The following is a 22,678-nucleotide window of genomic DNA, read 5'->3' on the forward strand; positions in this document are numbered from 1 at the left end:
AACACCAATCCCCCCTTCTCACCAAGGGGGGACTACTACCCATGATGGAGGCCCTATGAAACACCTTTCCATAAAAGCACTCATCTACCTTCTCTGCCTGGCCCTATGCATCACCCTGCTGCCACCAGGAGCAGCCCTGGCCAACGAACCGTCCCAAGAGCCGCTCCCACAGGAATCGCAGGACACTACCAACACCGCATCCACACCGGAAGCTGTGGCCAACGAACTCCAGCAGTCCATCGCGGACGAGCAGCTTGTTCCGATCGAACAACAACCCGCGAAAAGCGATCCGACCACCTTTACCGAAGCGGATATCGCCAAGCTGCCCTGGACACAACTGGATGCTTCCACCGCCAGCGAAATCCACCGCACGTTTGACCGGGAGCTATTGACATTCGCGGCCTATTTTTACTCGGATCTGGAACAGCTCCTCACCGAAGAAGAGCGCGCGCAAGCCAAAGCCTTCACCGACACGGACCTTCTTTCCCGTTATCAATCGGTGACGCCGGACCAACAGCAGTTGCTCCAGAAGCTCACACCGCTTATCCCGGCGAAAATGGCGGAAATCCGCAAGCTCGCGGAAATGATGGACATCCAGGCAGCGACGCCGCTTCCGCCTACGCAGTACACGGAAAAAGAGCAGGAGTTTCACTTCGCCCGCTCCAAGACCGAATCGTCGGTAGACGACGTGTACCGGGCGGCCAATCTGGTCGAGCAAGATGTGTACCTGCAAGGCAAACATGGCCTGGACGTGGTCCTGCAACGCCGCTACCATTCTCTGGGCAGCAAAATCAGCGTGCCCGGCTGGAACGAAACCGAGACAGGCAACGAAGCCCATTCCTCTCCGGAACGATTTGCGACCGGCTGGGACTTCAACGTGCCGAAATTGGAGATCGTCTCCCGCGAGCACTCCGCCTCCGTGAGCGACGATTCCCGCAACCCGGGGCAAGAAATCTACACGACCCGGGTCTATGATCTGCCGGCGGGCAACCGTTATTTTATTACGCTCGAAGACGGAACGTCGCTCGAATACCACTACAACCAGTTTGTCAATTACCCGTACAAAGATGCCAGCTTCTCCGTGGAGCGACTGAACAGCAACTACACCTTGTCCTTCCGCAACTGGATTTACGAGTTTGATTTGCTGAGAGGGACGATCGTCAAATCGAACATCTACGGCGATAAAATCACGTACACGGTCAGTAGTGACGGCGAACTCATCTCCATCGAGGACAGCGTCGGGCGATATGTGGTCCTGAAAAGAAGGGGCGTCAACGACCGGACCCAAGACCTGATCGTCTACAAGGACAAATCGGAGACGACGGTGCTCAAGCACATCCGCTACCATTTGGAACAAAAATCGGGCTTGGCCATCTACACCCAGCTCACTCGTGTAGAGGTGCTCCCGCCAGGCGGCAAAGGAAACGGCGCGTACACCACCGCCCGCTACTCGTACCATAACCCGCGCACCAAAGGAATGGCCTATTTCAACTTGAACAAAAAGTACACGTTGGACAAGGTCGCAACGGATCAGGCGCTCCAAGAGTCGCCCAAATATTGGGCCGAAGACAAAAAGACGCGGAAGGAACTCGACTATTTGCTCATGCAGGAGGCCAGCTACCCGCTGCAAGGGCTGTCGATCCAGTATGAGTATCGGCCATACACACTCGATCAGACGTCGATCAAAGACGGACTGGTGCGCATGTTCCAAGACCGTTACGCCCTCAGCTACATCTCCTATCACCCGGTGAACAAGGTCACGTACAGCTACGCTCTGCAAACGCCAAAAGGCACGAACACGTACCGTTTGGAAAAAAGCTATGCCGACAACGACACCTTTTACGAAATCTGGAAAATGCCGAAAGAGCAGCTGCCCCGGCTGAAAAACATGGCCGATCGGCATGGCGATACGTTCCAGGTCACGGAAACGGAGCCGTCCCGCTACACCCGCTCTCTGTTTTACCGCATCAACGCAGACGGAACGCCGCTGCTGCGAAGCGCGAAGACGACCGGAATCAGCCAGGGAGGAACGTCGATTGCCGGGGCGAAATATGCCGTATCGTACAACCCGACAACGTATACCACCTATGCCTATTCCGGCCGCCAAACGAAGCCGACCTACCAGTACGTATTTCTGGAACCCGTCTCCGTGTCCGACCCGGATGTGTTTTCGTCCTATTTAAAAGAGCCCGTTCTGTCCAAGCGTGCCGCGTACGCCGCCAAACTCAACAACTACGCGCAAGAGACGTACTACGAATACAACGAGTACGGGCATCTGGTCAAACAACTCGCGCCAGACGGCATCTTGACGACATGGACGTACGATCTGGAAAGCCAAGGGAGATTCCGCACCTTTTCCTTGCTGAAGGCGACGCGGACGCAAGCCACCGCCGCTTCCGGCGATCCGTATTACTCCAATCTGTCCTACGAGTACAACGATCAGTATTTGCTGCGAAAAGAAACCGAGATCCACTCGTATCCAGCGAATCTGGCGGGGTACAAAAGCCAGACGACAGAGCGCACCTACGAATACACGAACAAACAGCTGTACTCGGTCACGGAAAACTTCGGCGGCAAGACGAGAACGCAAACGTTTCCCGCCTACGACGCCTACGGCTTGCAGCCAACGCAAATCACGGTGGCTGGAGTGGAGCTGGAAAGCGGCAAAACCGACGTCCTGACCTTCTCGTTGGACATCGATGAACAAAGCCAGGTCAAAAGCCAAACGTACCCGGACGGGGGCAAAGTCACCTACGACTACGACACGCTGGGCCGCCTCCTTTCCGAGAGCTATCGGAACCAGGGATCGACGCGCACGATTTCGTACACGTACCGCGATGGCGATGCCACGGGCACCAAGACAGCAGGGCCAGGGGTGGTCGAACGAACCTTGCCAGACTCGTCGCGGGTTATTACGTACTACACTCCGTATGGCGATATCGCCTATCAGGAGCAAAAGGGGAAAAACGGCGGCACGCGCCCGCTCGTGGAAAACGAGTTTACGCCAGACGGTTTGCAGGTCAGCCGCACGATTCCCTACGGAAACCAGGCCAAGAGCACCTCTTATGCTTACGATTGGGACGGCTTTGTCTACCAAACGACGAACGCTCTCGGAACGACCCGCTCCCATCGCAACAACGCCTACCGCGACGGCAGCAGCTACTTGCCGCGCCTGACCGAACAAACGGTGGCACCAAACGGCTACATCGTCACGACCTACCGCGATTTGTACGGCCGGGTAGAGAGCACCGAGGAAACGACACAACAAGACGGAAAGCGCCGTGTCACGAATATCCAGACAGACCGTTTCGGAAAAGTCACGGACAAAGAAGTAACCGACGGCAGCACCTCCCAACGCTGGACCTTGCGCTACGATGCCAACGGCCAACTCGTCTACCTGCGCGACCCGGAGAACAACGTCAACGAATACGGCTACGACGGACTCGGCAACCTCGTCACCGTCGTCGAAAATGGCACGACCTCCGCCGTGTACACGTATAACACGCTGTCTTGGAAACTATCGGAAAAGAACCCGGAAACCAAAGCCGAGCAGTACACCTACGACAAAAACGGCTCGGTCAAAACCTTCCAGGACAAAAACGGCGTCCTGTTCAATTACCAATACTCGCCGTTTTACGAAATGACGAAAGTATCTGCTGGCAATGGCTTCTACGAAGAACGCACCTACGATCCGCTCGCTGGCTCGCTTTTGACGGAAACCAACAACTACGGCCAAACCGTCCGCTACAGCTACGACGAGTTCCGCCGCCTGAACAACCAAACGATGATGGGAAAAGACTACCAGCTCGTACACACCGATCAGGACGATGCCATCGACGCGCTGATTTACCCGTCTCGCAGCGCGGTATCCGGCTCGGCCCCTTCCATGCGGGTCGATTACAGCTACGACAGCGCCGACCGCCTGAGCAGCGTGACCATCCCAAGCGTCGGCACCACGACCTACACGTACGACATCAAGAGCAGCGGCGAAACCAACACCGTTTCGTACCCCGGCCAACCGAACGCGATGCAGAAAACGATGAGCTCGTTTGCGGAGATTACCGGGATCAATCACGCCGATGGCTGGAGCGAGACGAACGGCTACGATCTGTTTGGCAACATCACGAGTCAAAAGCGCGGAGGAGCCACCTACGGCACATTCGCTTACGACAAGCTGTCCCGGATCAAGGAAGAGACCATCCAGGGCAACACCCGCCAGTACGCCTACGACCGCCGCGGCAACCGCCAAGCCTACGCCAACGCACCAGCAGACTCGACGCGCTCGTACGAACTGAAACACGACCTGTTCAACCGCCTGACCGAATACAAGGACGACAAAGGAACCACGACCTACACGTACTACCCGGGCGGCCTGCGTGCCACCAAACAGCAAACCGGAGCCGTAACCGACACCACCCACTACGTGTACCTGAACGGACAAGTGATTGAGGAACTAACCCAAGACGGCCGCGTCAAAGCCCGCAACGTCTTCGGCAACCAACTGATCTGGCGCAAAGACTACACGACGAACCAGGAAGGCACTTACTACTACAATAGCCACGGCGATGTGGTGAAGATCAAGGGGCCAAGCGGCAACGTCCTGAATACGTATGAGTACGACATCTGGGGCAACCTGCTCGCGGATAGAGTCAAGGAAACGATGCCCAACCCGTTTGCGTATGCGGGGGAGATGTACGACAAGGAGAGCGGGTTTTACTACCTGCGGGCGCGGTACTATGATCCGAAGATGGGGAGGTTTATATCGGAGGATACGTATAAGGGGCAAGTGGATAATCCGCTGACGTTGAATCGGTATGCGTATGTAAATAACAGTCCATTGCGATTTATTGATCCAAGTGGTAATAGACCTGCCGAAATGGGAAGTGTTGGTGGGGGTGGGGGAGTTGTACTACCGGTCAACTCAAAAGAAGCACTGTATATATTAACTGTTGGTCTTGTCGGATTGAAAGTTGTAGTCGATGTAGCTGAGCTAACAAAGGATAGGGAAAGAAAAAAACAGCTGGTTAATATTGATACTGGCACTGCTAATGCTTTTATTGCTGAAGATTCACCAATTGTGGGTGAGCTAAATAAATTCGTAGAAGACAAACAAATGGTGATGACTGAGACAGCATTCGGAGAGTTTACGAATATTGTGAGTACAATAGCAGGGCCAAAAGAGCTGAAAAGAGCCGAACAGTTTATAGCCAGAGTTACTATTATAAAAGACGATCCGTCTGATAGGGCAAAACAACTTACAGTAACTAAAAAAGTTGGAGCAAATGATAAAATAATATTTGGAACGGCAGATAAGTATGGAATCATTACGATGACAGCTGATGCAAAGTTTGTCAGAGGGGCAGAAGCTCAGGATGTACGCTTCTGGGTTTATCTTCACGAGCCTGTTCCATTGAAAGGAGAATAACAGTGAACGAGAAATACGAGGTCCCACCGTCTTTGAAAAGTACGTATATATTGTTAAGGAAATCTTTTCCAAATGGCATTGATGAAAGATACTACTTTTCTTTGATTAAAGTACTGTATGAATACCTTTCAGATCGAAATTTAGCAGAAATTATTTCAAAAGTATCGGGAAAAGATGAGAATATTGTTCTGAATGATATTTATAAAGTTGCTGCTAACATTGTTACATGCGAAGAAGTATCAGCAGTAATTGAAATGCTTAACTTCTGCGGGTTTAGTAAATGGATTGAAGAGGAATAAGAGAGGAACAATATAATTACGTTCATTGATAATCCTGGATGCCATGTTGTCATAAATTTGAATGACACTTTAAGCAGGTTGACTTGATTCACGTTGAACGAACAGATGAAGAGTGGATCTACTGCAAGAGAGAACGGTTGTGGCGTTGGAGGTCCAGGCAGTCATGAAGCGGTACTGGCAAAATGGGCAGCATTCAATAATAGGTCCTAAGTAATCTTAGGCCGGGATGTCACCGGACTAAGAAAACGGAAAATATTGTTTGATCTCTATAATAGTAAATATAATTAGACAGGAAGATTAACGTACAATTTGGACTTTAAGGGGGGATTCTCTTTAAGGTCTTTTTTTATTACTACCTAGTGCCAAATGAATCGGAGTCCTGAAAGAGCCAGAACCTTATCAGACTGAGCCTCGTGACAATCCCCAGCGTAGGACGACGAGCTACAGTTACGACATTAGTCACAGCGGAGAGACGAACATCCCGGCCAGTCGTCGGCGATGCAGAAAACAATCAGCTCCTTTGCCGAGATCACAGGGATGAACCACGCCGACGGCTGGAACGAGACCAACGGCTACGACCTTTTCGGCAACATCACGAGTCAAAAGCGCGGAGGAGCCACCTACGGCACATTCGCCTACGATAAACTGTCCCGGATCAAGGAAGAGACAATCCAGGGCAACACCCGCCAGTACGCCTACGACCGCCGAGGCAACCGCAAAATCTATGCCAGCGTGCCCGCCGATTCGACGCGCAGCTACGAACTGAAACACGACCTGTTCAACCGCCTGACCAAATACAAGGACGCAAAAGGAACAACCACGTACACGTACTACCCAAGCGGCCTGCGCGCGACGAAACAGCAGACCAGAAGCGTCACGGACACGACCCACTACGTGTACTTTAACGGGCAAGTGATCGAGGAACTAACCCAAGACGGCCGCGTCAAAGCCCGCAACGTCTTCGGCAACCAACTGATCTGGCGCAAAGACTACACGACGAACCTGGAAGGCACCTACTACTACAACAGCCACGGCGATATGGTGAAGATCAAGGGGCCAAGCGGCAACGTCCTGAATACGTATGAGTACGACATCTGGGGCAACCTGCTCGCGGACAAGGTCAAGGAAGCGATGCCCAACCCGTTTACGTATGCGGGGGAGATGTACGACAAGGAGAGCGGGTTTTACTACTTGCGGGCGCGGTACTATGATCCGAAGATGGGGAGGTTTATTTCGGAGGATACGGTTAAGGGGCAAGTGGATAATCCGCTTAGTTTGAATCGGTATACGTATGTGAGTAATAATCCGTTAAAATATGTTGATCCAAGTGGACATATCAATGTAGGAGTTGGTGAAGGAAATTCTGGAACCTATTATTATTTTGATAATGAGGGAGTCCGGAGAATACATGGAACAAAGGAAATTGATTGGCAGTATTATCGTGAGTGGTTCGAAAAAGATCAAGCCGGCATGCAAGATGCACTGAGAGGTACAAACAAAATTAAAAATAGCATAGCAGCTCAGGTTACATGGGACTGGGCAATGGAAAATGGCGTTCCCATCGATGGTGGAGGTGCAGGCTATTCAGTAAAAGCTCCCGGAGTTAAGTTAGGCACTAAAAATACAATTACCAATACTATTAAGGGGACAGGAAATGTTGCGACTACTCGAGTAGGTCGATGGATGTCCAGAGAAGAATACGATACCATGGTCAAAACAGGTAAAGTACCTGAAAGTTATACCGGGACGACCCATGTTGCTAATCCTGCGGATGCTAATGCCTTTGGGAAGCAAGCAAAGCCGGGATCAATATATGTCGAATTTGATGTTCCCACGTCGTCGCTAAAGCAAACAAATGAGGGGTGGGCCAAGATTGTTGGGCCAAATTCACTTGAAGGTAGACTGGCAGCTAAAAAAGTCAACAAATACCTCAGATGCCATCTGCCAATAACATAAGAATAGTAGGTGAAAAATAATGCTTGATAATTTTCAAATTTGGACTAGAGAGATAAAGGGGTGGTTACAAGCTAAGGGAGTTGAGACGGAAGAAATAAATATTGTAGACTCAATCATTTCTGATAATCCTAGTATCACTGTACATCACTATTCTCCTGAAAAATTCATTGGTTTGATTACACTATGGGAAACTAATGCCGCTTATGTTGAGATACTCGAATATTCAAGTGGCGAAACGGTGATATCCGAACATCTACAGATACAAGCAAATTCGGATTTTAATGAGGTTTTCAAAGGTTATCTTTCTACAATTTCACAATAAGTTTAATACCATATTCCCTGATTTAAAAATATCAGGGATTTCTTTTATGGCGGGACAGTCAGTGAAATTGCCCGCTAGTAGAAAACGAGTTTACCCCGGACGGCATGCAGATCAGCCGCACGATCCCATACGGGAACCAGGCGCAGAGCACCACCTATGCCTACGACTGGGACGGCTTCGTCTAGCAGACCACGAACGCCCTGGGAACGACCCGCTCCCATCGGGCCAACGCGTATTCAGACAGCACCCGCTATTTGCCGCGCCTGACCGATCAAACGCTGTCCCCGAACGGCTACATCGTCACCACCTACCGCGACCTGTACGGCCGGGTGGAGAGCGTGGAAGAAACGACCCAAAGAGGCAGCCACCGCCGCGTGACGACCTACCAGACCGACCGCTTCGGAAAAGTCACGGACAAGGAAGTCTCGGACGGCAGCACCTCCCAACGTTGGACGATGCGCTACGATCACAATGACCAGTTGGTCTATTTGCGCGACCCGGAGAACAACATCCACGAATACAGCTACGATGGACTCGGCAACCTGACCACCGTGCTCGAAAACGGAACGCCCACTGCCGTGTACACGTCTAACGCGCTGTCCTGGAAGCTATCCGAAAAGGACCCGGAAACCAAAGCCGAGCAGTACACCTACGACAAAAACGGCTCGGTGAAAACCTTCCAGGACAAAAACGGCGTCCTGTTCAGCTACCAATACTCGCCGTTTTACGAAATGACGAAAGTGTCCGCCGGCAATGGCTTCTACGAAGAACGCACCTACGATCCGCTCGCTGGCTTGCTTTTGACGGAAACCAACAACTACGGCCAAACCGTCCGCTACAGCTACGACGAGTTCCACCGCCTGAACAACCAAACGATGATGGGAAAAGACTACCAGCTCGTACACACCGATCAGGACGATGCCATCGACGCCCTGATTTACCCGTCTCGCAGCGCGGTATCCGGCTCGGCCCCTTCCATGCGGGTCGATTACAGCTACGACAGCGCCGACCGCCTGAGCAGCGTGACCATCCCAAGCGTCGGCACCACGACCTACACGTACGACATCAAGAACAGCGGCGAGACCAACACCGTTTCGTATCCCGGCCAACCGAACGCGATGCAGAAAACGATGAGCTCGTTTGCGGAGATTACCGGGATCAATCACGCCGATGGCTGGAGCGAGACGAACGGCTACGACCTGTTTGGCAACATCACGAGTCAAAAGCGCGGAGGAGCCACCTACGGCACATTCGCCTACGACAAGCTGTCCCGGATCAAGGAAGAAACCATCCAGGGCAACACCCGCCAGTACGCCTACGACCGCCGCGGCAACCGCCAAGCGTACGCCAACGCACCAGCAGACTCGACGCGCTCGTACGAACTGAAACACGACCTGCTCAACCGCCTGACCGAATACAAGGACGACAAAGGAACCACGACCTACACGTACTACCCGGGCGGCCTGCGTGCCACGAAGCAACAGACTGGAACCGTAACCGACACCACCCACTACGTGTACCTGAACGGCCAAGTGATTGAGGAATTGACCCAAGACGGCCGTGTGAAAGCCCGCAACGTCTTCGGCAACCAACTGATCTGGCGTAAAGACTTCACGACGAACCAGGAAGGCACCTACTACTACAACAGCCACGGCGATGTCGTGAAGATCAAGGGGCCAAGCGGCAACGTCCTGAATACGTATGAGTACGACATCTGGGGCAACCTGCTCGCGGACAAGGTCAAGGAAACGATGCCGAACCCGTTTGCGTATGCGGGGGAAATGTACGACAAGGAGAGCGGGTTTTACTACCTGCGGGCGCGGTACTATGATCCGAAGATGGGGAGGTTTATTTCGGAGGATACGTATAAGGGGCAAGTGGATAATCCACTTACGCTCAACAGGTATACGTATGTGAGCAATGCTCCATTAAAGTTTGTAGATCCGAGTGGACACGGTCAAGTGATAGCTGGCGACGGGAATCCTGGAACCCCATATTACTATGATAATGAAGGTGTCAGGAGAATACATGGAACAAAGGAAATTGATTGGAAGTATTACCGAGAATGGTTTGAATCTGATCAAGCTGGTATGCAAGAAACATTGAGAGGTACAAATAAAGTAAAAAATTTCATTGCAGCTAAGGTTACATGGGATTGGGCAATGGAAAATGGTGTTCCTATGGATGGCGGCGATGCCCGCTATTCAGCTAAAGTTTCAGGAGTTAAATTAAATACAAAAAATACAATTACTAATACTGCGAAGGGGACAGGAAATGCTTTACAAAATATTAAGGGATTAGATGATATCCTAAATGACCCAAGTAAACTAAAAGGTATTAAACCTGATGACCTTCATAAGTATCTGATTGATAACGGGTATAATCCACAACCGCTAAGTAATGGCTCATTAAAAGGAAAAACATTTGAAGATGGCGGTGGGTTCAAAGTAAATTGGGGTGGGGATAGGATCTTACAATACCATCCTGGAAGTAGACATCATGGTGATATTCCATACTTTAAGTTATCTTCAGGTAAAACAGGTACACAACGCTATGATATGCAAGGAAATTTGATTAAATAAAAATTATAAGGGTGAATTTATGGGACTGCAGAAGAAAATTGAGTCTTTGTTTCAAGAGTTAAAATTTGAAAGAGTTATTATCAATGGCATACCATTGTTGCTGTATGGTGGTACTTATTACAAAATAACCTTTGTTAAAGGTCTGGATTCATATGTCATTGAATTTGCAAGTACTTATGATGAAGCAGTTAAGAATATGTTTGAGGATGGTGATATATATCCCGTTTCATTAGGTGAAGAGGAACTAATCAGTGAATTGCGACATGACTTAATAAAGTTTTATATGAATGAATAGTGTGCATTGTTACCTTGATTGGCTTCTTGCCTTTCGAGGTTTCTTTTTTGGGTGACGGTTACTCAGTACTAGGTATACATTATTATAGCAAAATCGTATGGCAACGAACGCACCAACTTACACATACGACATCAAGAGCAGCGGCGAAACCAACACCGTTTCGTACCCCGGCCAACCGAACGCGATGCAGAAAACGATGAGCTCCTTTGCGGAGATTACCGGGATCAATCACGCGGACGGCTGGAGCGAGACGAACGGCTACGATTTGTTTGGCAACATCACGAGTCAAAAGCGCGGAGGAGCCACCTACGGCACATTCGCCTACGACAAACTGTCCCGGATCAAGGAAGAAACCATCCAGGGCAACACCCGCCAGTACGCCTACGACCGCCGCGGCAACCGCCAAGCCTATGCCAATGAGCCCGCAGACTCAACGCGCTCGTACGAACTGAAACACGACCTGTTCAACCGCCTGACCGAATACAAGGACGACAAAGGAACCACGACCTACACGTACTACCCGGGCGGCCTGCGTGCCACGAAGCAACAGACTGGAGCCGTTACCGACACCACCCACTACGTGTACCTGAACGGCCAAGTGATTGAGGAACTAACCCAAGACGGCCGCGTCAAGGCCCGCAACGTCTTTGGAAACCAACTGATCTGGCGTAAAGACTACACGACGAACCAGGAAGGCACCTATTACTACAACAGCCACGGCGATGTGGTAAAGATTAAGGGGCCAAGCGGAAATGTCCTGAATACGTATGAGTACGACATCTGGGGCAACCTGCTCGCGGACAAGGTCAAGGAAAGGAAACGATGCCCAACCCGTTTGCGTATGCGGGGGAGATGTACGACAAGGAGAGCGGGTTTTACTACCTGCGGGCGAGGTACTATGATCCGAAGATGGGAAGGTTTATTTCGGAGAGTACGGTTAAGGGGCAAGTGGATAATCCACTGAGTTTGAATCGGTATACGTATGTACATAATAATCCGTTGTTAGCCCTTTTGAATATAACCCGTTAACATCTGATGCATTCAGAATCTTAAAAGAAGGGGGCACATTTACTATTGTGGGTACCTATAATAACAAGTATTTTAAGAATGTATTTAACGCATCAGAGCAAGAACTTAGTAGTGCGGGTTTTGGATTGTTATATAAAGGTAAACCAGTTGAAGGTTTATGAACTAGTTTTCAAACTAATGGTCAACCAATCAAATCAGATACATTAAAACAGATTACACTGTATAAATTACATTTTGACTAAGAAATGGGTGAGTAAAATTAGAAACGTCCTTGATGTTACTGGTAAGCTATTTGATCAAGTAGATTTTACAGAAGCGACATTATTTTTCCACGGTCATAGAGAATTACCCGAATCAATAGCAATCGAAGTATGGGGTCTTTCATTTATAGAAACACAACAGACAAAAGATTACTATGTATCAGGAATTGCGACTATCAGCTTTGAAGGAGTGACATCGGGTCTAATAGAGGTTTCGTTATACCAAACAAATGAAGATGATTTCATTAAAATCAAAAATGAGAAATATTTAACGTTAACAAAAAGCTGGGGGAAGCCTCTAGGTTTTGAAGAGTATCAATATCATCTAGGGGGAGTATTAGACTGGCCAAGAGGTTATTCTCAATTAGGTATTAACGCAACTGGAAAAGTGACAGTGTCATTTGAAACAAATAATTGTGTATTAACTAGCGACTATGTAAGAAATCCAGAGAAATATACGTACAAGGGGAATAGAGACTAATCTACGCAAAAAGCGTAACACCCCAAACGAGTAACCAACTACTGGGACTGACCCCGTAACGTGAGACAAATCAAAACACCTTCAAGAGAACACGCCCATGTCGTAAGTAGGGGGACAACCTTGGAGGTGTTTTTGTGTTGGCAACTAGAGTTAGTTATCCCATAGAAATTAAAATGAAAGCAATTGAAATGCGCCTTGCAGGCGTCACCATTGAGATCATCTCAAAGAAACAAGTGAATTAATTGAAACAGGCTATGTAATCAGGCCAGCCAAGACAAGAAATGTTCATAGGAAACAAGTCAGTCCTCATCTGATTTATGAGAGATTACATGCATTAGAAGAATACTTTGGTTTGGACAATTTACGAGTGAAAACGATTCAACGTAGCGGGATGATCTGGATGGGAAAACAACTGCTAGAACGTGATGGTCAACTCGGAAAAGAGCAGTATTATGAGATCTGTGCACGGTTCGGCGTAAACAAAGTCATGAATGGCAACAAGCTAGAGTATATGTGGTGGGGATTAAAAGACTTCGTAAATCCAGACATGATTGCTGCATTGTACAAGAGTAACGAACCTAGGGGATGTAATTCCTCTGGGGAAGCAATATAAAACTAAAAATTTATTGTAAATTGATGGAGAAGGTGAACAAACAAACGATTCCCGTTCTTAGCGGGAAAATAAAAAATGGTCTTCTCTTCGGTAGCAAGACCATTTTTTTGAATGATTTTACCGCTTGTCTGCAATTACCCTGTCCAGGAAAATATCCGCGTCGCTGTTGAACTTCCAGGCTACCCCGAATTTGTCAACCAGCATCCCGAAACACGATGACCAAGGCATATTGCCTAACGGTATGATCACATGGCCGCCAACGGACAAAGCGGTGAAGTATTCCTGCAGTTTTGATTTGTCGTTCATGACGAGCGTAATCAGCATGTTATTGCCTTGAACGACTTCCCCCGTTACCTTCTTCATCGAAGGCAGGACATCCGACATCATGATTTTTCCACCTTCGAAGGCTATAGACGACTCCATAATCATGTTCAACTCATTTTCCGGCAACGGGTAGTTCGGGTCTTGAGGAATATCCTTGAACTTCACTGCTTTCACTTCACTTGCGCTCAAAGCCTCTGCATAAAACGCAATGGCTTGCTCTGCAACCCCATCGAAATTCATATACACAACTGCCGCCATAAAATGAATACCTCCTCCTTGTTCTAGCTACATGTTAAGCTATAATAGGTGACATCTTATGTGTCACTTATTCGCATTGTGTCAAAAAGAAATTTCATTGTTGAGCGCAAGGCAAACGGGAGGCTTTAAATGAACAAAGTGGAGCGGCTGGTTTCGATTGTAATGATTTTGTTGCAAAAAGAGGTCATGTCGGCGGGAGCCTTCGCCAGCCTGTTTGGCGTCAGCAAAAGAACCATTCTGCGCGACATGGAAACGCTGGGACTTTCCAACATTCCGATCTATGCGGTTCACGGGGTTCATGGCGGCTATGCGATAATGAATACGTACAAATTGGACAAGCGTCTTTTGAATCAAACGGATCTGGAAAATGTGTTGACGGCGCTGAACGGGCTGGGGCAGCTGATGGTGAGCAAAGAAGTAGAAGCCACTATTCAAAAGATCGCGTCCATGGTCGGCACCGCATCTCGCAATAGCATGATTCAACTCTCCTTTTACGATTGGGAAGGACGCTCGGATCTTCTCCCCGTCTTGAACGGATGCCAGCAAGCCATTGTACAAAACAGGCTGGTTGCCTTCGACTATCTGGATCGCAAGGGGATTGCCACGCACCGAAGGGTGGAACCGTATCGCCTTCATTTTAGTGAAAGAAGCTGGTATCTCAGAGGGTTCTGTTTGGAGCGCCAGACTTTTCGAACCTTCAAGCTGTCCAGGACAGACCGGTTCAGGATGGAAGAGGCCCGATTTGTGCCTAGAGACGATAGCGAGAACCACATAACGGAGCTTGATTATCAAAGCCCGCTTGTTGCGATTAAAGCACGGATCTCTCCCCGCGTGAAGGAACAATTCATTGAGCGCTATGGACGAAAATGCATGGATGCCTCTGATCCGGAATACCTGATTGCCTCGATCAGCATTCCTCAAAACGAGGACGGTTTTCGATTTTTAGCCGGTTTTGGTACGGATGTGAGGATCATGGAGCCTTCGTCGTATGTCGAACAATTCAAAGCATTTTTAGCTGCCATGAAGGACGCCTACTCGTAATATTGTATCTTCCATTACATCAGCTATGTAGATATTTATGAAATGCTATTGGCGGACATTCAGCGCCATGCGCGGACAGCCGAGGAAAAGCTCTTTTGTGGAGATGCTGGAGAAGCAACAAGAGAAAGAATGGGGGGCAGCTCTCAAGGAACGGGACAAGCTGACCAAGCGGGAGAGCGAACTGCAAACGATTCAGCGCAAGCAATGCATTGGGGCGAATTACAGATCAGCATTATGTGGCGCTGTTACGAGATTTTACAGCAGAGCAAGCGCAAATCAAAGAGCGCTTAAAGCTGCTGGAAGAACTGCTTAGTCAGGCAGAAAGCAAATGTGGGCCTCTTTTCACCGTAAAGATGGTTGCAGCAGAACTGTTGTCACGTTTCTCTTTCCATCTTCCGCTTTATCATGGAGGATACGTATAAAGGGCAAGTGGATAATTCGCTTAGTTTGAATCGGTAGACGTATGTGGAGAATAATCCAATTATGTTCATTGACCCTACGGGAAATATAACGTTTAAGGAAGGATGGGGCACTTTTACTGATCCTGCCAGTTATGAAAAAGCCATTAATACCGTTACGAGTATTGAGAACTACAAGCCTGCACTGGAAGCACTCGCAGACTACTAAGTCTTGGACAATAAAGACTTTAGAAGATTTTTGGATTAGCAACACTTAAACTGGTCAAAGTATTTTTTTGAAAAGAGAGGGTTAGGCAATGGTATACCTACTGAGGAATTTATTGATAATTAGGGAGTGGAAGAATGAATAAGACTAGCGTAATGGTAGAGTTTACTCTAACTGGAGACCAGTTTAACCCAGACTTTATTGCAGAGAGATTGGAAATTAAACCAAATGAAATCTATTATAAAGGCGATCAAGCAAAGCATAGAAAAGCTGTGAGAAAGGAGACTTGCTGGTCAATTAATACGGGATATCAAGAGTCTCTTGATGTTAATATTCAACTTAGAGATGTTATTGAAAAAATAAGACCCAAAAAAAATGATCTTAAAGAGTTGCAGGTAGAGAACAACCTCGAAATCAAAGAGAGCGTAAAAAGTTTTGTGTAAATGGTTAAACTTCCCATTAAGGAGATGATCATTTATGCAAGACAAGAGAGACATGACCATCAAGGAGTTAGCGAAGGATTGCCGAACCATCGAGGACGTGCACATCATGCTAAAAGATTTGTTCCGTGACACCATCCAGCAGTTGTTTGAAGCAGAAATGGATGACCATTTGGGCTATGCCAAACATAGTGCCGATGGTGATCATTCAGGAAATAGTCGGAATGGGTATAGCAAAAAGACGCTGAAAACAAAGTTCGGCAATACAGAAATTCGTGTCCCCCGTGATCGCAACGGCGAATTTGAACCTCACATTGTGAAGAAGCATGAAACAACCACAAATGGCTTGGAGGAGCAAATCATCGCACTCTACGCCAAAGGTATGTCTACTCGCGATATTGAAGAACACATGAAGGATCTGTATGGGATCGACGTGTCTCCTACGATGGTCAGTAAAGTAACCGACAAGATTATGCCGATGGTGGCAGAATGGCAATGTAGACCACTTGATCGAGTCTATCCGATCGTGTTTCTTGATGCCATTCACTTCAAAGTTCGGCAAGAGAATCGTATCGTTAACAAAGCAGCATACAGCGTTCTTGGCATTACTATGTCTGGTCATAAGGACATTTTGGGCATTTGGATCGGCGAGCACGAAAGTGCAAGCTTCTGGCTCAATGTGTGTACAGAGCTGAAAAGCCGTGGTGTAGAAGACATTCTCATCGCCTGCAAGGACGGTCTTTCAGGGTTTTCTGAGGCGATCCATGCTGCTTTTCCGAAAACCCAAATTCAACTGTGCGTCATCCACCAGATTCGTAACTCTATGAAATATGTTCCGTTCAAAGAAGAAAAGTTAGTCTTGGCAGATTTAAAGAAAGTCTATCAAGCCCTTACGTTAGAAGAAGCTGAGACTGCTTTTTCTACGTTCAAAGACAAGTGGGGAAAGAAGTACCCCATCATTATTCGCTCCTGGGAAAACAACTGGCTCGAACTGACCGCCTATTTCAGCTATCCCCCAGAGATACGCAAGATGATTTATACGACGAATATCATCGAGGGCTATCATCGGCAACTCCGTAAGGTCACAAAGACAAAAACGGCTTATCCATCCGACGATGCTCTACGGAAAATCATCTATCTGGCTACCGTTGAGGCATCGAAGAAATGGACTATGCCGCTTCGGAGTTGGAAAGAATGTATATCGCAACTTGCCATCCATTTTGGAGATCGATTGCAAGGGGAACTGTCCGCATAATCAACTGTTGAGTCGGCTTGACATGGAGCCTCTGCGGGCATGATTTCTTGCGATTGGGCGATGCCAGTAAAATATGCATCGCATGGCAAGCGAGCCTATCATGCCCGCCACTCCATGTAAAGCCGTTGACGTAACTGTCCACCCGTTAAAAACCCATTTACACAAAAAAATTTACATTCCCAAATCAAATTTTGTATCGTTATTAAAATTGAGGAAAATCAAACACCTGCTATATATTTAGATAGTGATATAATAGCATTTGCGCATGAAATAAAAGCAGAATTTGACTTTGATTTGTACATCTACTCATAAGTAGTTCACGAAGGTATTTCAGTAATTTCGTGTAAATTATGCTCAGTTTATATTGTTTAAAGAGATGGCTTCTTACTTAATTATAGAGGTCATCTTTTTTGTTTCCTATTGTATGAGCATACCATTGAGAAATAGAATGTGGCTCAGCACAGAGTGTCACAATGTTTAGGGGTAGCATCATCAGTTGCTTATCGCACTTATTTGAACAAAATTCGGTGCCAAAAAGCTATAGTGTGTACCTGTACGAATGGGTAAAAAAGACTGTGATTAACCTAGATACTACGCAAGGCAGCTACTGCCGCATATCGAATTTCTAAACAGATCGTTTGGGACGAAAAAGTTTCTGGCAAGGCACTGGATCGCTCGCTTCGATATCAACGATCAGGGAAGTCACTAAGTGATTTTTAGAGGAAGGACTAAAATAAATGAGAGTGATTACATCTGTTATCATACTCCTTGTAGCCCTAGTTATCTGCACAGCTTGCGAAGAACAAAACAACATCTTTACCCCAAATTATAATAATGAACCTACTTCCAGTGTAAATTCAGAAGAGCTCCATACTAGGGTTACTAATTCAAACCATGAGGCGATACTACCAGATTCCATTAAAAACAAGAGGGGGAACACCCAGTGCGACTGTGGTTGAAAGTAATGTGGGTCATCACTATACTCGTTAATTTATCAGGTGTTATCTGGTTTGTACTGGGTTCGACTGCAAATTTTCAACGGGGTATAGACTTAATTTCCACAGTAATACTTGTGTATCTAGGTATACCCTCCATTTTATTGATAGTCGTTTCTAGTTTTCTATTATTGAAAAAGTGGAGTCCAGCTAGGTGGTGGGAGGTCATTGGGGTTTTCATGATCATGACTGCCATGCTTGTACTGACTCCACATTTGTATAAAAACGTAGAGACGAGCGGATGGTTAACAGAGAAACTAGAGACGGATTCCATCCAGCAAACCTCAGATCAGCGCTATATGTACTGTTTAGAACTTATTAATTTGTTTCAGCAAAATGGCTCAGCTCGCTTGTATTTAAAAAATGCGAATACACGGGAGGAACTTAGAATCGCTGTAGACCTATCGTTAACCAAGATTCAAGGAATATCTTGGGGTGAAGTGCCCCGCTTTATTAAGCTTGAGCCAACAAACGACGCAAATATATACATCCTGCATACAACCGAGAGCTTTCCTATTCCAAATGAAAAGTTTGAAATTCATATACAAGAGAAAACATCAGTAAAAATAGGCTAATAGCATGTCCTGAATGAGAGCGATTCAAATTTTAACCTCTATCCCCCATCCAAAACAACCGATGTAATAAAAGGATAAAAAATCCAAAGTCCAAGAAAGCGAGGCACCACCATGAACTTTTTCAAGAAATTGTTTGGCGGCGTGGAAACTGACGAAAAAGCAAAGGACGGCACTGCGATTTATACCTACAACCAGCAAGCTGGCTTTGAACCGCCGGCTCCGATGAAATATGTAGACGATGTCGTGAACCACTTTCAAACGGTTTTTGCCGGGAGAGAGAGCAGCGTTTTCCATGAGATCATTTCCGATACCATCCATATTGATGTCAATGTCATGAGCCCGACAGAAGAAGAGCCATTCTGGGTGCTGTACACAAACGGGATGAGCGATTTGCCGATGACGATTCCGGATGAAGTGCAGGAGCAGATGGAGGAAGTGATCGATCGGGCGGAAGTGATGATATTTTTGCCAGCCTCCTGGGAGCTGACGGAAGAGTCGCTGAAGGATGAAAATCTGTACTGGCCGATCCGGCTGATGAAGCAGATGGCGCGTTTTCCGCACCAGTACAATACGTGGCTCGGTTACGGACATACGATTCCGAATTATGCGGAATACGAGCCGTATGCGGATGGGACAGGACTGAATGGCGTCATTATGTTCCAGCTCTCCGAGGAACTCAGCGTCATTTCTGCCAAGGACGGAACGCAGATTCACGCCTACTTCTTGCTTCCACTGTATAAAGAAGAGATGGACTACAAGCTGGAGCACGGCATGGATGCCTTGTTGGACAAATTGTTTGAACTGGGCGATGAGGCGCTCATTTTAAATCCGAACAGAAAAAATACGTGCAAGTAAAATGCGAAAAAGCTGCTGACCATGACCCGAGTCAAGTCGGCAGCTTTCTTTGTTATTTTTCCATGCGGATGCTGTAAATATTGCCGACGTCCAAATTGTAAAGGTGGATGGAAAAGCTTGGTTTCCCTGGGCTTCTCAGCACATAGCCGCCCCAATCTTTGCCGCCGTGCGCTGTATATCGGCTGATGTCCATGCCAAAAATGTCTTGAATGAGCGGCTTGGTAACAGGAATGACTTCATCCAGCGCTTTGATTTTGTACATATCTGTTACATAGTCCACCTTGTACACTTGACCTGTCGTTGCTCCGACTGTCACCGCATAGTTCGCTTGTTTGTTGTCGAGCTGCCAAGTAGCTTCGCCCGTCTCTTTCCTTTTTTTGGCTTCGGTAAAGGCAAACTGTTTTTCGTGGGAGAGGCGCGTCAAGGCTGTTTGCGCGATGGAGATTGCCTTTTGATCCACGTCTTTTGGGTTGTAATTCAATGCGAAACCAGCGACTTTGTTTGTGGCAAAATCGACTTGGACGTGCTGATTGCCCGCAAGCTCGAAGGAAAAATAGTGTTCGCCCATGCCTTTAAAAAACCAGCTTTTCTGGAAGGCAACCTGCTGGGAAGCCTCCTTGAAGGCGTTCTGCGCCGTTTCTACATATTTTTGATAGGGCAGGATCAGTTCGTTTGTGGCAAATTCAGCGGCAACACTGCGAACTTCTGTCGTGCCAGGCTGGAACGTTACGATGGCTTGGTAATCTTTTGCCCGGACAATCGTGTATTCCGCGTCTTTTTCGATCTCGTCAAAAGGAAAGGTTTTCTGAATGCCGCTCGCTGCTTGTACGGCTTTTTGGGCAGCGGCAAAATACGTCTGCTCCTCAGGAGTCAAAGCTGCCTGACTCGTTGTTTCTGCCGGAACAGCAAATGGTTTCAGCCAGAAAAAGCCGAGCAACAAGCCGCAGGTGATCAGTCCATTGGCCATCCAGCCGTAATACGCTTTTCGTTTGTTCACTTTTTGCAGTTTGCCTCCTTCTTTTCGTACACCTTCCAAGATCGCCTGGCTGCGTTCCCGGGAAAGGCTTTGCTTCGGGAATTGGTTCAATTCCTCCAGGATGATCTGCTCATCTTGTGATGGCATCGTGCATCACCTCCGCAATCGAAACATGCATTTTGTTTTGAATCGCCTTCATCGCTCTGTGTAACGTGAGATTGACCTTGGCTTCCGTCCAGCCCAAAACCTCCGCCGTCTCCTTGCTCGATAATCCCTTGATTCCGCGCAGGATCAAAACGTCCCGATACGAACGCTTCAACTGATTGATCAGCTCGTACAGCATGCGCTTGTTTTCGCTTAACTCCAGTGACTCCTCGGGTGTTTTATCGCGCGAAACGAGATGCTGCAAAAACACATCCGGCAGCCAGTTGATCAGCTTGGCTCGGCGCTTTTCATCAATGGCTACGTTTCGCGCAATGGCAAACAGCCACGTTTTTGGATTCTCGATCTCTGTTTGCTGTGCTGCTCTCAGGGCACGAATAAAGGTCTCTTGAACCAGATCGTCGATATCTTTTCGCCCGGTGTAATAGACGAGAAACCGATAGACATCTTGGCTGTATAAATGAAACCATTGCTCGATTCGCGAGCCAGTATCTTGATTCAAAAGGGTTTCACCTCCTTGTCCCTGTAAAGACGAATAAAGGCTTGGCAATCTTTCACTTGTCCGAATAAAAATATGAACCTTTCAAAAGGAGCAGTCAAATGCTTCAGCCAGAAAAACTTGCTCCCGGCGAGAGCAAGAGTGGCGGATGAAAAGTGGAAATATTCCAAAAACAACTACCTTCCAGACAAGCTTTACGCTATACTACCTTCATGGAAATATTTTCAAAAGCACATTTAGGGGGCGAATCTATTGAAAAAGCTTGTTTCCTTCCTGGTAGTCGCAAGTATGGCTATCCCACTGTTCAGTCCGGTTGCTGTCCAACAAGCAGCTGCGAGCACCACTCATAATTATCGAACAGAAGTCCAGACACACCAATTTCGCCCGCATGGTGGAGACAAGCAGGAAGTGGCGGATTTCGCCCAGGCTTTGGTGAAGCATCGCACCAATCCGGCCGAGCTGGACAAGCTGTTGGCAAAAGACTCCCTGTATTACTATGCGATGCAGGAGTATGTAAAAACGTTGGCCCAGTTCCAGAAGATTGAAGTGGTGGAAGCGGTGCCGCAAAAGCTGTACACCGTGGAAAAAGAGGACGCTTACAACAGCTATCGTTCCATTGTGAAATTTAAATATATCGGGTACACAGCGGACAATAAGGCAATCGAAAAAACAGATTTGATCGGCCTCGTCAAACGCGGCAACAAAGACGGGGCCGTCTGGCAGGCGTGGGGCATGGTGTGGCAGGATACAGGCATCGACGTCTCCAACGTGAAGCTGTTTCAGCTTGAAAAGCCGCGCAAAGGGGAAGAAATCGTCGTCATGACTACCGATGCGGGAGTGATCAAGCTGAGGCTGTTCCCGGACAAAGCTCCGAAAGCGGTCGAGAACTTCAAGGGGCTTGCCAAAAAAGGCGTCTACAACAACATGATTTTCCACCGCGTCATCAACGACTTCATGATTCAGGCGGGAGAGCTTACTGGCCCGGATGGCAAGGAGCTGCCGAGCATTTACGGCAAAGATTTTGCAGATGAGTTCAACCGCGACTTGTTCAACTTCCGCGGGGCGCTGTCCATGGGCAACGCAGGACCGAACACGAACAGCACGCATTTTTATATCGTCCAAAGTCCGAATGTAGATCAGGAGTACCTCGATCTGTCCGCGCTCCCGCTGAATGCAGAAGCCAAGTACAAGGAAATTGGCGGGCGGGCGTACCTGGACAACCGCCATACCGTTTTTGGTCAAGTGTTTGAGGGGATGGAAGTCGTAGACAAGATTGCCGCCCAAAAAACCGATGAAAACGCCAAGCCGCTCACAAATCCGGTCAAGGTGAAAAAGATCGAGTTCGTCATTTACAATCCGTAACGAACAGGAAACAGGACCCAGAAGCCTTATACCCCCTTTCATCCCGACGT

Annotated in this window: 20 protein-coding genes and 1 pseudogene; 18 read left to right on the forward strand and 3 right to left on the reverse strand. The window is 47.9% G+C overall.

Annotation, left to right across the window (positions count from 1 at the left end; translation table 11 throughout):
* Positions 1-55: 55 nt before the first annotated feature.
* The 9 genes from HP435_RS09320 to HP435_RS09365 all read left to right on the forward strand — a co-directional run bounded on the left by HP435_RS09320 (position 56) and on the right by HP435_RS09365 (position 13,262).
* Entirely contained in the window at positions 56-5,425 is a 5,370-nt protein-coding gene (locus HP435_RS09320; RefSeq protein WP_229049882.1) for a DUF1308 domain-containing protein, read from the forward strand.
* 2 nt (positions 5,426-5,427) lie between these two features.
* Positions 5,428-5,724, forward strand: a complete 297-nt coding sequence (locus tag HP435_RS09325) for a DUF3349 domain-containing protein (RefSeq protein ID WP_173600225.1) — start codon at positions 5,428-5,430, stop codon at positions 5,722-5,724.
* 498 nt (positions 5,725-6,222) lie between these two features.
* The gene (locus HP435_RS09330) at positions 6,223-7,680 is read left to right on the forward strand and encodes an RHS repeat-associated core domain-containing protein (protein ID WP_229049883.1); all 1,458 of its coding nucleotides are present in this window, start codon (positions 6,223-6,225) and stop codon (positions 7,678-7,680) included.
* Positions 7,681-7,699: 19 nt separating this feature from the next.
* The gene (locus tag HP435_RS09335) at positions 7,700-8,002 is read left to right on the forward strand and encodes an immunity protein TriTu family protein (protein ID WP_122964290.1); all 303 of its coding nucleotides are present in this window, start codon (positions 7,700-7,702) and stop codon (positions 8,000-8,002) included.
* A gap of 338 nt (positions 8,003-8,340) precedes the next feature.
* A complete protein-coding gene (locus HP435_RS09340) occupies positions 8,341-10,584 on the forward strand; it encodes an RHS repeat domain-containing protein (protein WP_229049884.1) in 2,244 nt (747 codons plus the stop codon).
* Positions 10,585-10,603: 19 nt separating this feature from the next.
* Positions 10,604-10,879, forward strand: a complete 276-nt coding sequence (locus HP435_RS09345) for a hypothetical protein (RefSeq protein WP_173600218.1) — start codon at positions 10,604-10,606, stop codon at positions 10,877-10,879.
* An 852-nt stretch (positions 10,880-11,731) separates the two neighbouring features.
* The gene (locus HP435_RS09355; protein ID WP_229049885.1) at positions 11,732-11,908 is read left to right on the forward strand and encodes an RHS repeat-associated core domain-containing protein; all 177 of its coding nucleotides are present in this window, start codon (positions 11,732-11,734) and stop codon (positions 11,906-11,908) included.
* A gap of 249 nt (positions 11,909-12,157) precedes the next feature.
* A complete protein-coding gene (locus HP435_RS09360) occupies positions 12,158-12,649 on the forward strand; it encodes a hypothetical protein (RefSeq protein ID WP_173597495.1) in 492 nt (163 codons plus the stop codon).
* A 400-nt stretch (positions 12,650-13,049) separates the two neighbouring features.
* Complete coding sequence (locus tag HP435_RS09365; RefSeq protein WP_122964289.1) at positions 13,050-13,262, forward strand: phage lytic cycle repressor MrpR family protein; 213 nt, start codon at positions 13,050-13,052, stop codon at positions 13,260-13,262.
* 117 nt (positions 13,263-13,379) lie between these two features.
* Here HP435_RS09365 and HP435_RS09370 read toward each other — a convergent pair whose 3' ends face one another.
* Positions 13,380-13,844, reverse strand: a complete 465-nt coding sequence (locus HP435_RS09370; RefSeq protein WP_122964288.1) for a VOC family protein — start codon at positions 13,842-13,844, stop codon at positions 13,380-13,382.
* A gap of 129 nt (positions 13,845-13,973) precedes the next feature.
* Here HP435_RS09370 and HP435_RS09375 point away from each other — a divergent pair, with 129 nt between their 5' ends.
* From HP435_RS09375 to HP435_RS09405, 8 genes and pseudogenes are all read left to right on the forward strand, one after another.
* Entirely contained in the window at positions 13,974-14,885 is a 912-nt protein-coding gene (locus tag HP435_RS09375; RefSeq protein ID WP_173597494.1) for a helix-turn-helix transcriptional regulator, read from the forward strand.
* 97 nt (positions 14,886-14,982) lie between these two features.
* Complete coding sequence (locus HP435_RS29245) at positions 14,983-15,198, forward strand: hypothetical protein (protein ID WP_370641098.1); 216 nt, start codon at positions 14,983-14,985, stop codon at positions 15,196-15,198.
* Positions 15,095-15,307 carry a hypothetical protein gene (locus HP435_RS09380; protein WP_167470279.1) on the forward strand — a complete coding sequence of 71 codons (213 nt, stop codon included), beginning with the start codon at positions 15,095-15,097 and terminating at the stop codon, positions 15,305-15,307. Before HP435_RS29245 ends, HP435_RS09380 begins: the two co-directional genes overlap by 104 nt.
* A gap of 339 nt (positions 15,308-15,646) precedes the next feature.
* Positions 15,647-15,952 (forward strand): DUF4279 domain-containing protein, encoded by a 306-nt coding sequence (locus HP435_RS09385; RefSeq protein ID WP_229049886.1) that lies wholly within the window; start codon positions 15,647-15,649, stop codon positions 15,950-15,952.
* Between the two features lie 34 nt (positions 15,953-15,986).
* Positions 15,987-17,204: an IS256 family transposase gene (locus HP435_RS09390; protein WP_173600261.1), complete on the forward strand. Its 1,218-nt coding sequence runs from the start codon at positions 15,987-15,989 to the stop codon at positions 17,202-17,204.
* A gap of 177 nt (positions 17,205-17,381) precedes the next feature.
* A pseudogene (locus tag HP435_RS09395) lies at positions 17,382-17,516 on the forward strand (DUF4279 domain-containing protein); the annotation flags it as partial.
* Between the two features lie 631 nt (positions 17,517-18,147).
* The gene (locus tag HP435_RS09400) at positions 18,148-18,774 is read left to right on the forward strand and encodes a hypothetical protein (protein WP_173598633.1); all 627 of its coding nucleotides are present in this window, start codon (positions 18,148-18,150) and stop codon (positions 18,772-18,774) included.
* Between the two features lie 111 nt (positions 18,775-18,885).
* The gene (locus tag HP435_RS09405) at positions 18,886-19,629 is read left to right on the forward strand and encodes a suppressor of fused domain protein (RefSeq protein ID WP_122964275.1); all 744 of its coding nucleotides are present in this window, start codon (positions 18,886-18,888) and stop codon (positions 19,627-19,629) included.
* A gap of 52 nt (positions 19,630-19,681) precedes the next feature.
* Here HP435_RS09405 and HP435_RS09410 read toward each other — a convergent pair whose 3' ends face one another.
* Together HP435_RS09410 and HP435_RS09415 are read right to left on the reverse strand one after the other, a co-directional pair.
* Entirely contained in the window at positions 19,682-20,752 is a 1,071-nt protein-coding gene (locus tag HP435_RS09410) for a hypothetical protein (protein ID WP_173598632.1), read from the reverse strand.
* Positions 20,736-21,269: an RNA polymerase sigma factor gene (locus tag HP435_RS09415; protein WP_122964273.1), complete on the reverse strand. Its 534-nt coding sequence runs from the start codon at positions 21,267-21,269 to the stop codon at positions 20,736-20,738. The genes HP435_RS09410 and HP435_RS09415 overlap by 17 nt, the downstream gene beginning before the upstream one ends.
* Positions 21,270-21,518: 249 nt before the next feature.
* Between HP435_RS09415 and HP435_RS09420 the strand changes: the two genes are divergently transcribed.
* Positions 21,519-22,628 (forward strand): peptidylprolyl isomerase, encoded by a 1,110-nt coding sequence (locus HP435_RS09420; protein WP_173597491.1) that lies wholly within the window; start codon positions 21,519-21,521, stop codon positions 22,626-22,628.
* Positions 22,629-22,678: the final 50 nt, after the last annotated feature.

The organism is Brevibacillus sp. HD3.3A (assembly GCF_013284375.2).
Classification (GTDB): domain Bacteria; phylum Bacillota; class Bacilli; order Brevibacillales; family Brevibacillaceae; genus Brevibacillus; species Brevibacillus parabrevis.

Coding starts and splice junctions, on each gene's coding strand:
- HP435_RS09320 (WP_229049882.1), top strand. CDS start 56: ATGAAACACCTTTCCATAAAAGCACTCATCTACCTTCTCTGCCTGGCC.
- HP435_RS09330 (WP_229049883.1), top strand. CDS start 6,223: ATGCAGAAAACAATCAGCTCCTTTGCCGAGATCACAGGGATGAACCAC.
- HP435_RS09335 (WP_122964290.1), top strand. CDS start 7,700: ATGCTTGATAATTTTCAAATTTGGACTAGAGAGATAAAGGGGTGGTTA.
- HP435_RS09345 (WP_173600218.1), top strand. CDS start 10,604: ATGGGACTGCAGAAGAAAATTGAGTCTTTGTTTCAAGAGTTAAAATTT.
- HP435_RS09355 (WP_229049885.1), top strand. CDS start 11,732: ATGTACGACAAGGAGAGCGGGTTTTACTACCTGCGGGCGAGGTACTAT.
- HP435_RS09365 (WP_122964289.1), top strand. CDS start 13,050: ATGGGAAAACAACTGCTAGAACGTGATGGTCAACTCGGAAAAGAGCAG.
- HP435_RS09370 (WP_122964288.1), bottom strand. CDS start 13,844: ATGGCGGCAGTTGTGTATATGAATTTCGATGGGGTTGCAGAGCAAGCC.
- HP435_RS09375 (WP_173597494.1), top strand. CDS start 13,974: ATGAACAAAGTGGAGCGGCTGGTTTCGATTGTAATGATTTTGTTGCAA.
- HP435_RS09385 (WP_229049886.1), top strand. CDS start 15,647: ATGAATAAGACTAGCGTAATGGTAGAGTTTACTCTAACTGGAGACCAG.
- HP435_RS09390 (WP_173600261.1), top strand. CDS start 15,987: ATGCAAGACAAGAGAGACATGACCATCAAGGAGTTAGCGAAGGATTGC.
- HP435_RS09405 (WP_122964275.1), top strand. CDS start 18,886: ATGAACTTTTTCAAGAAATTGTTTGGCGGCGTGGAAACTGACGAAAAA.
- HP435_RS09410 (WP_173598632.1), bottom strand. CDS start 20,752: ATGCCATCACAAGATGAGCAGATCATCCTGGAGGAATTGAACCAATTC.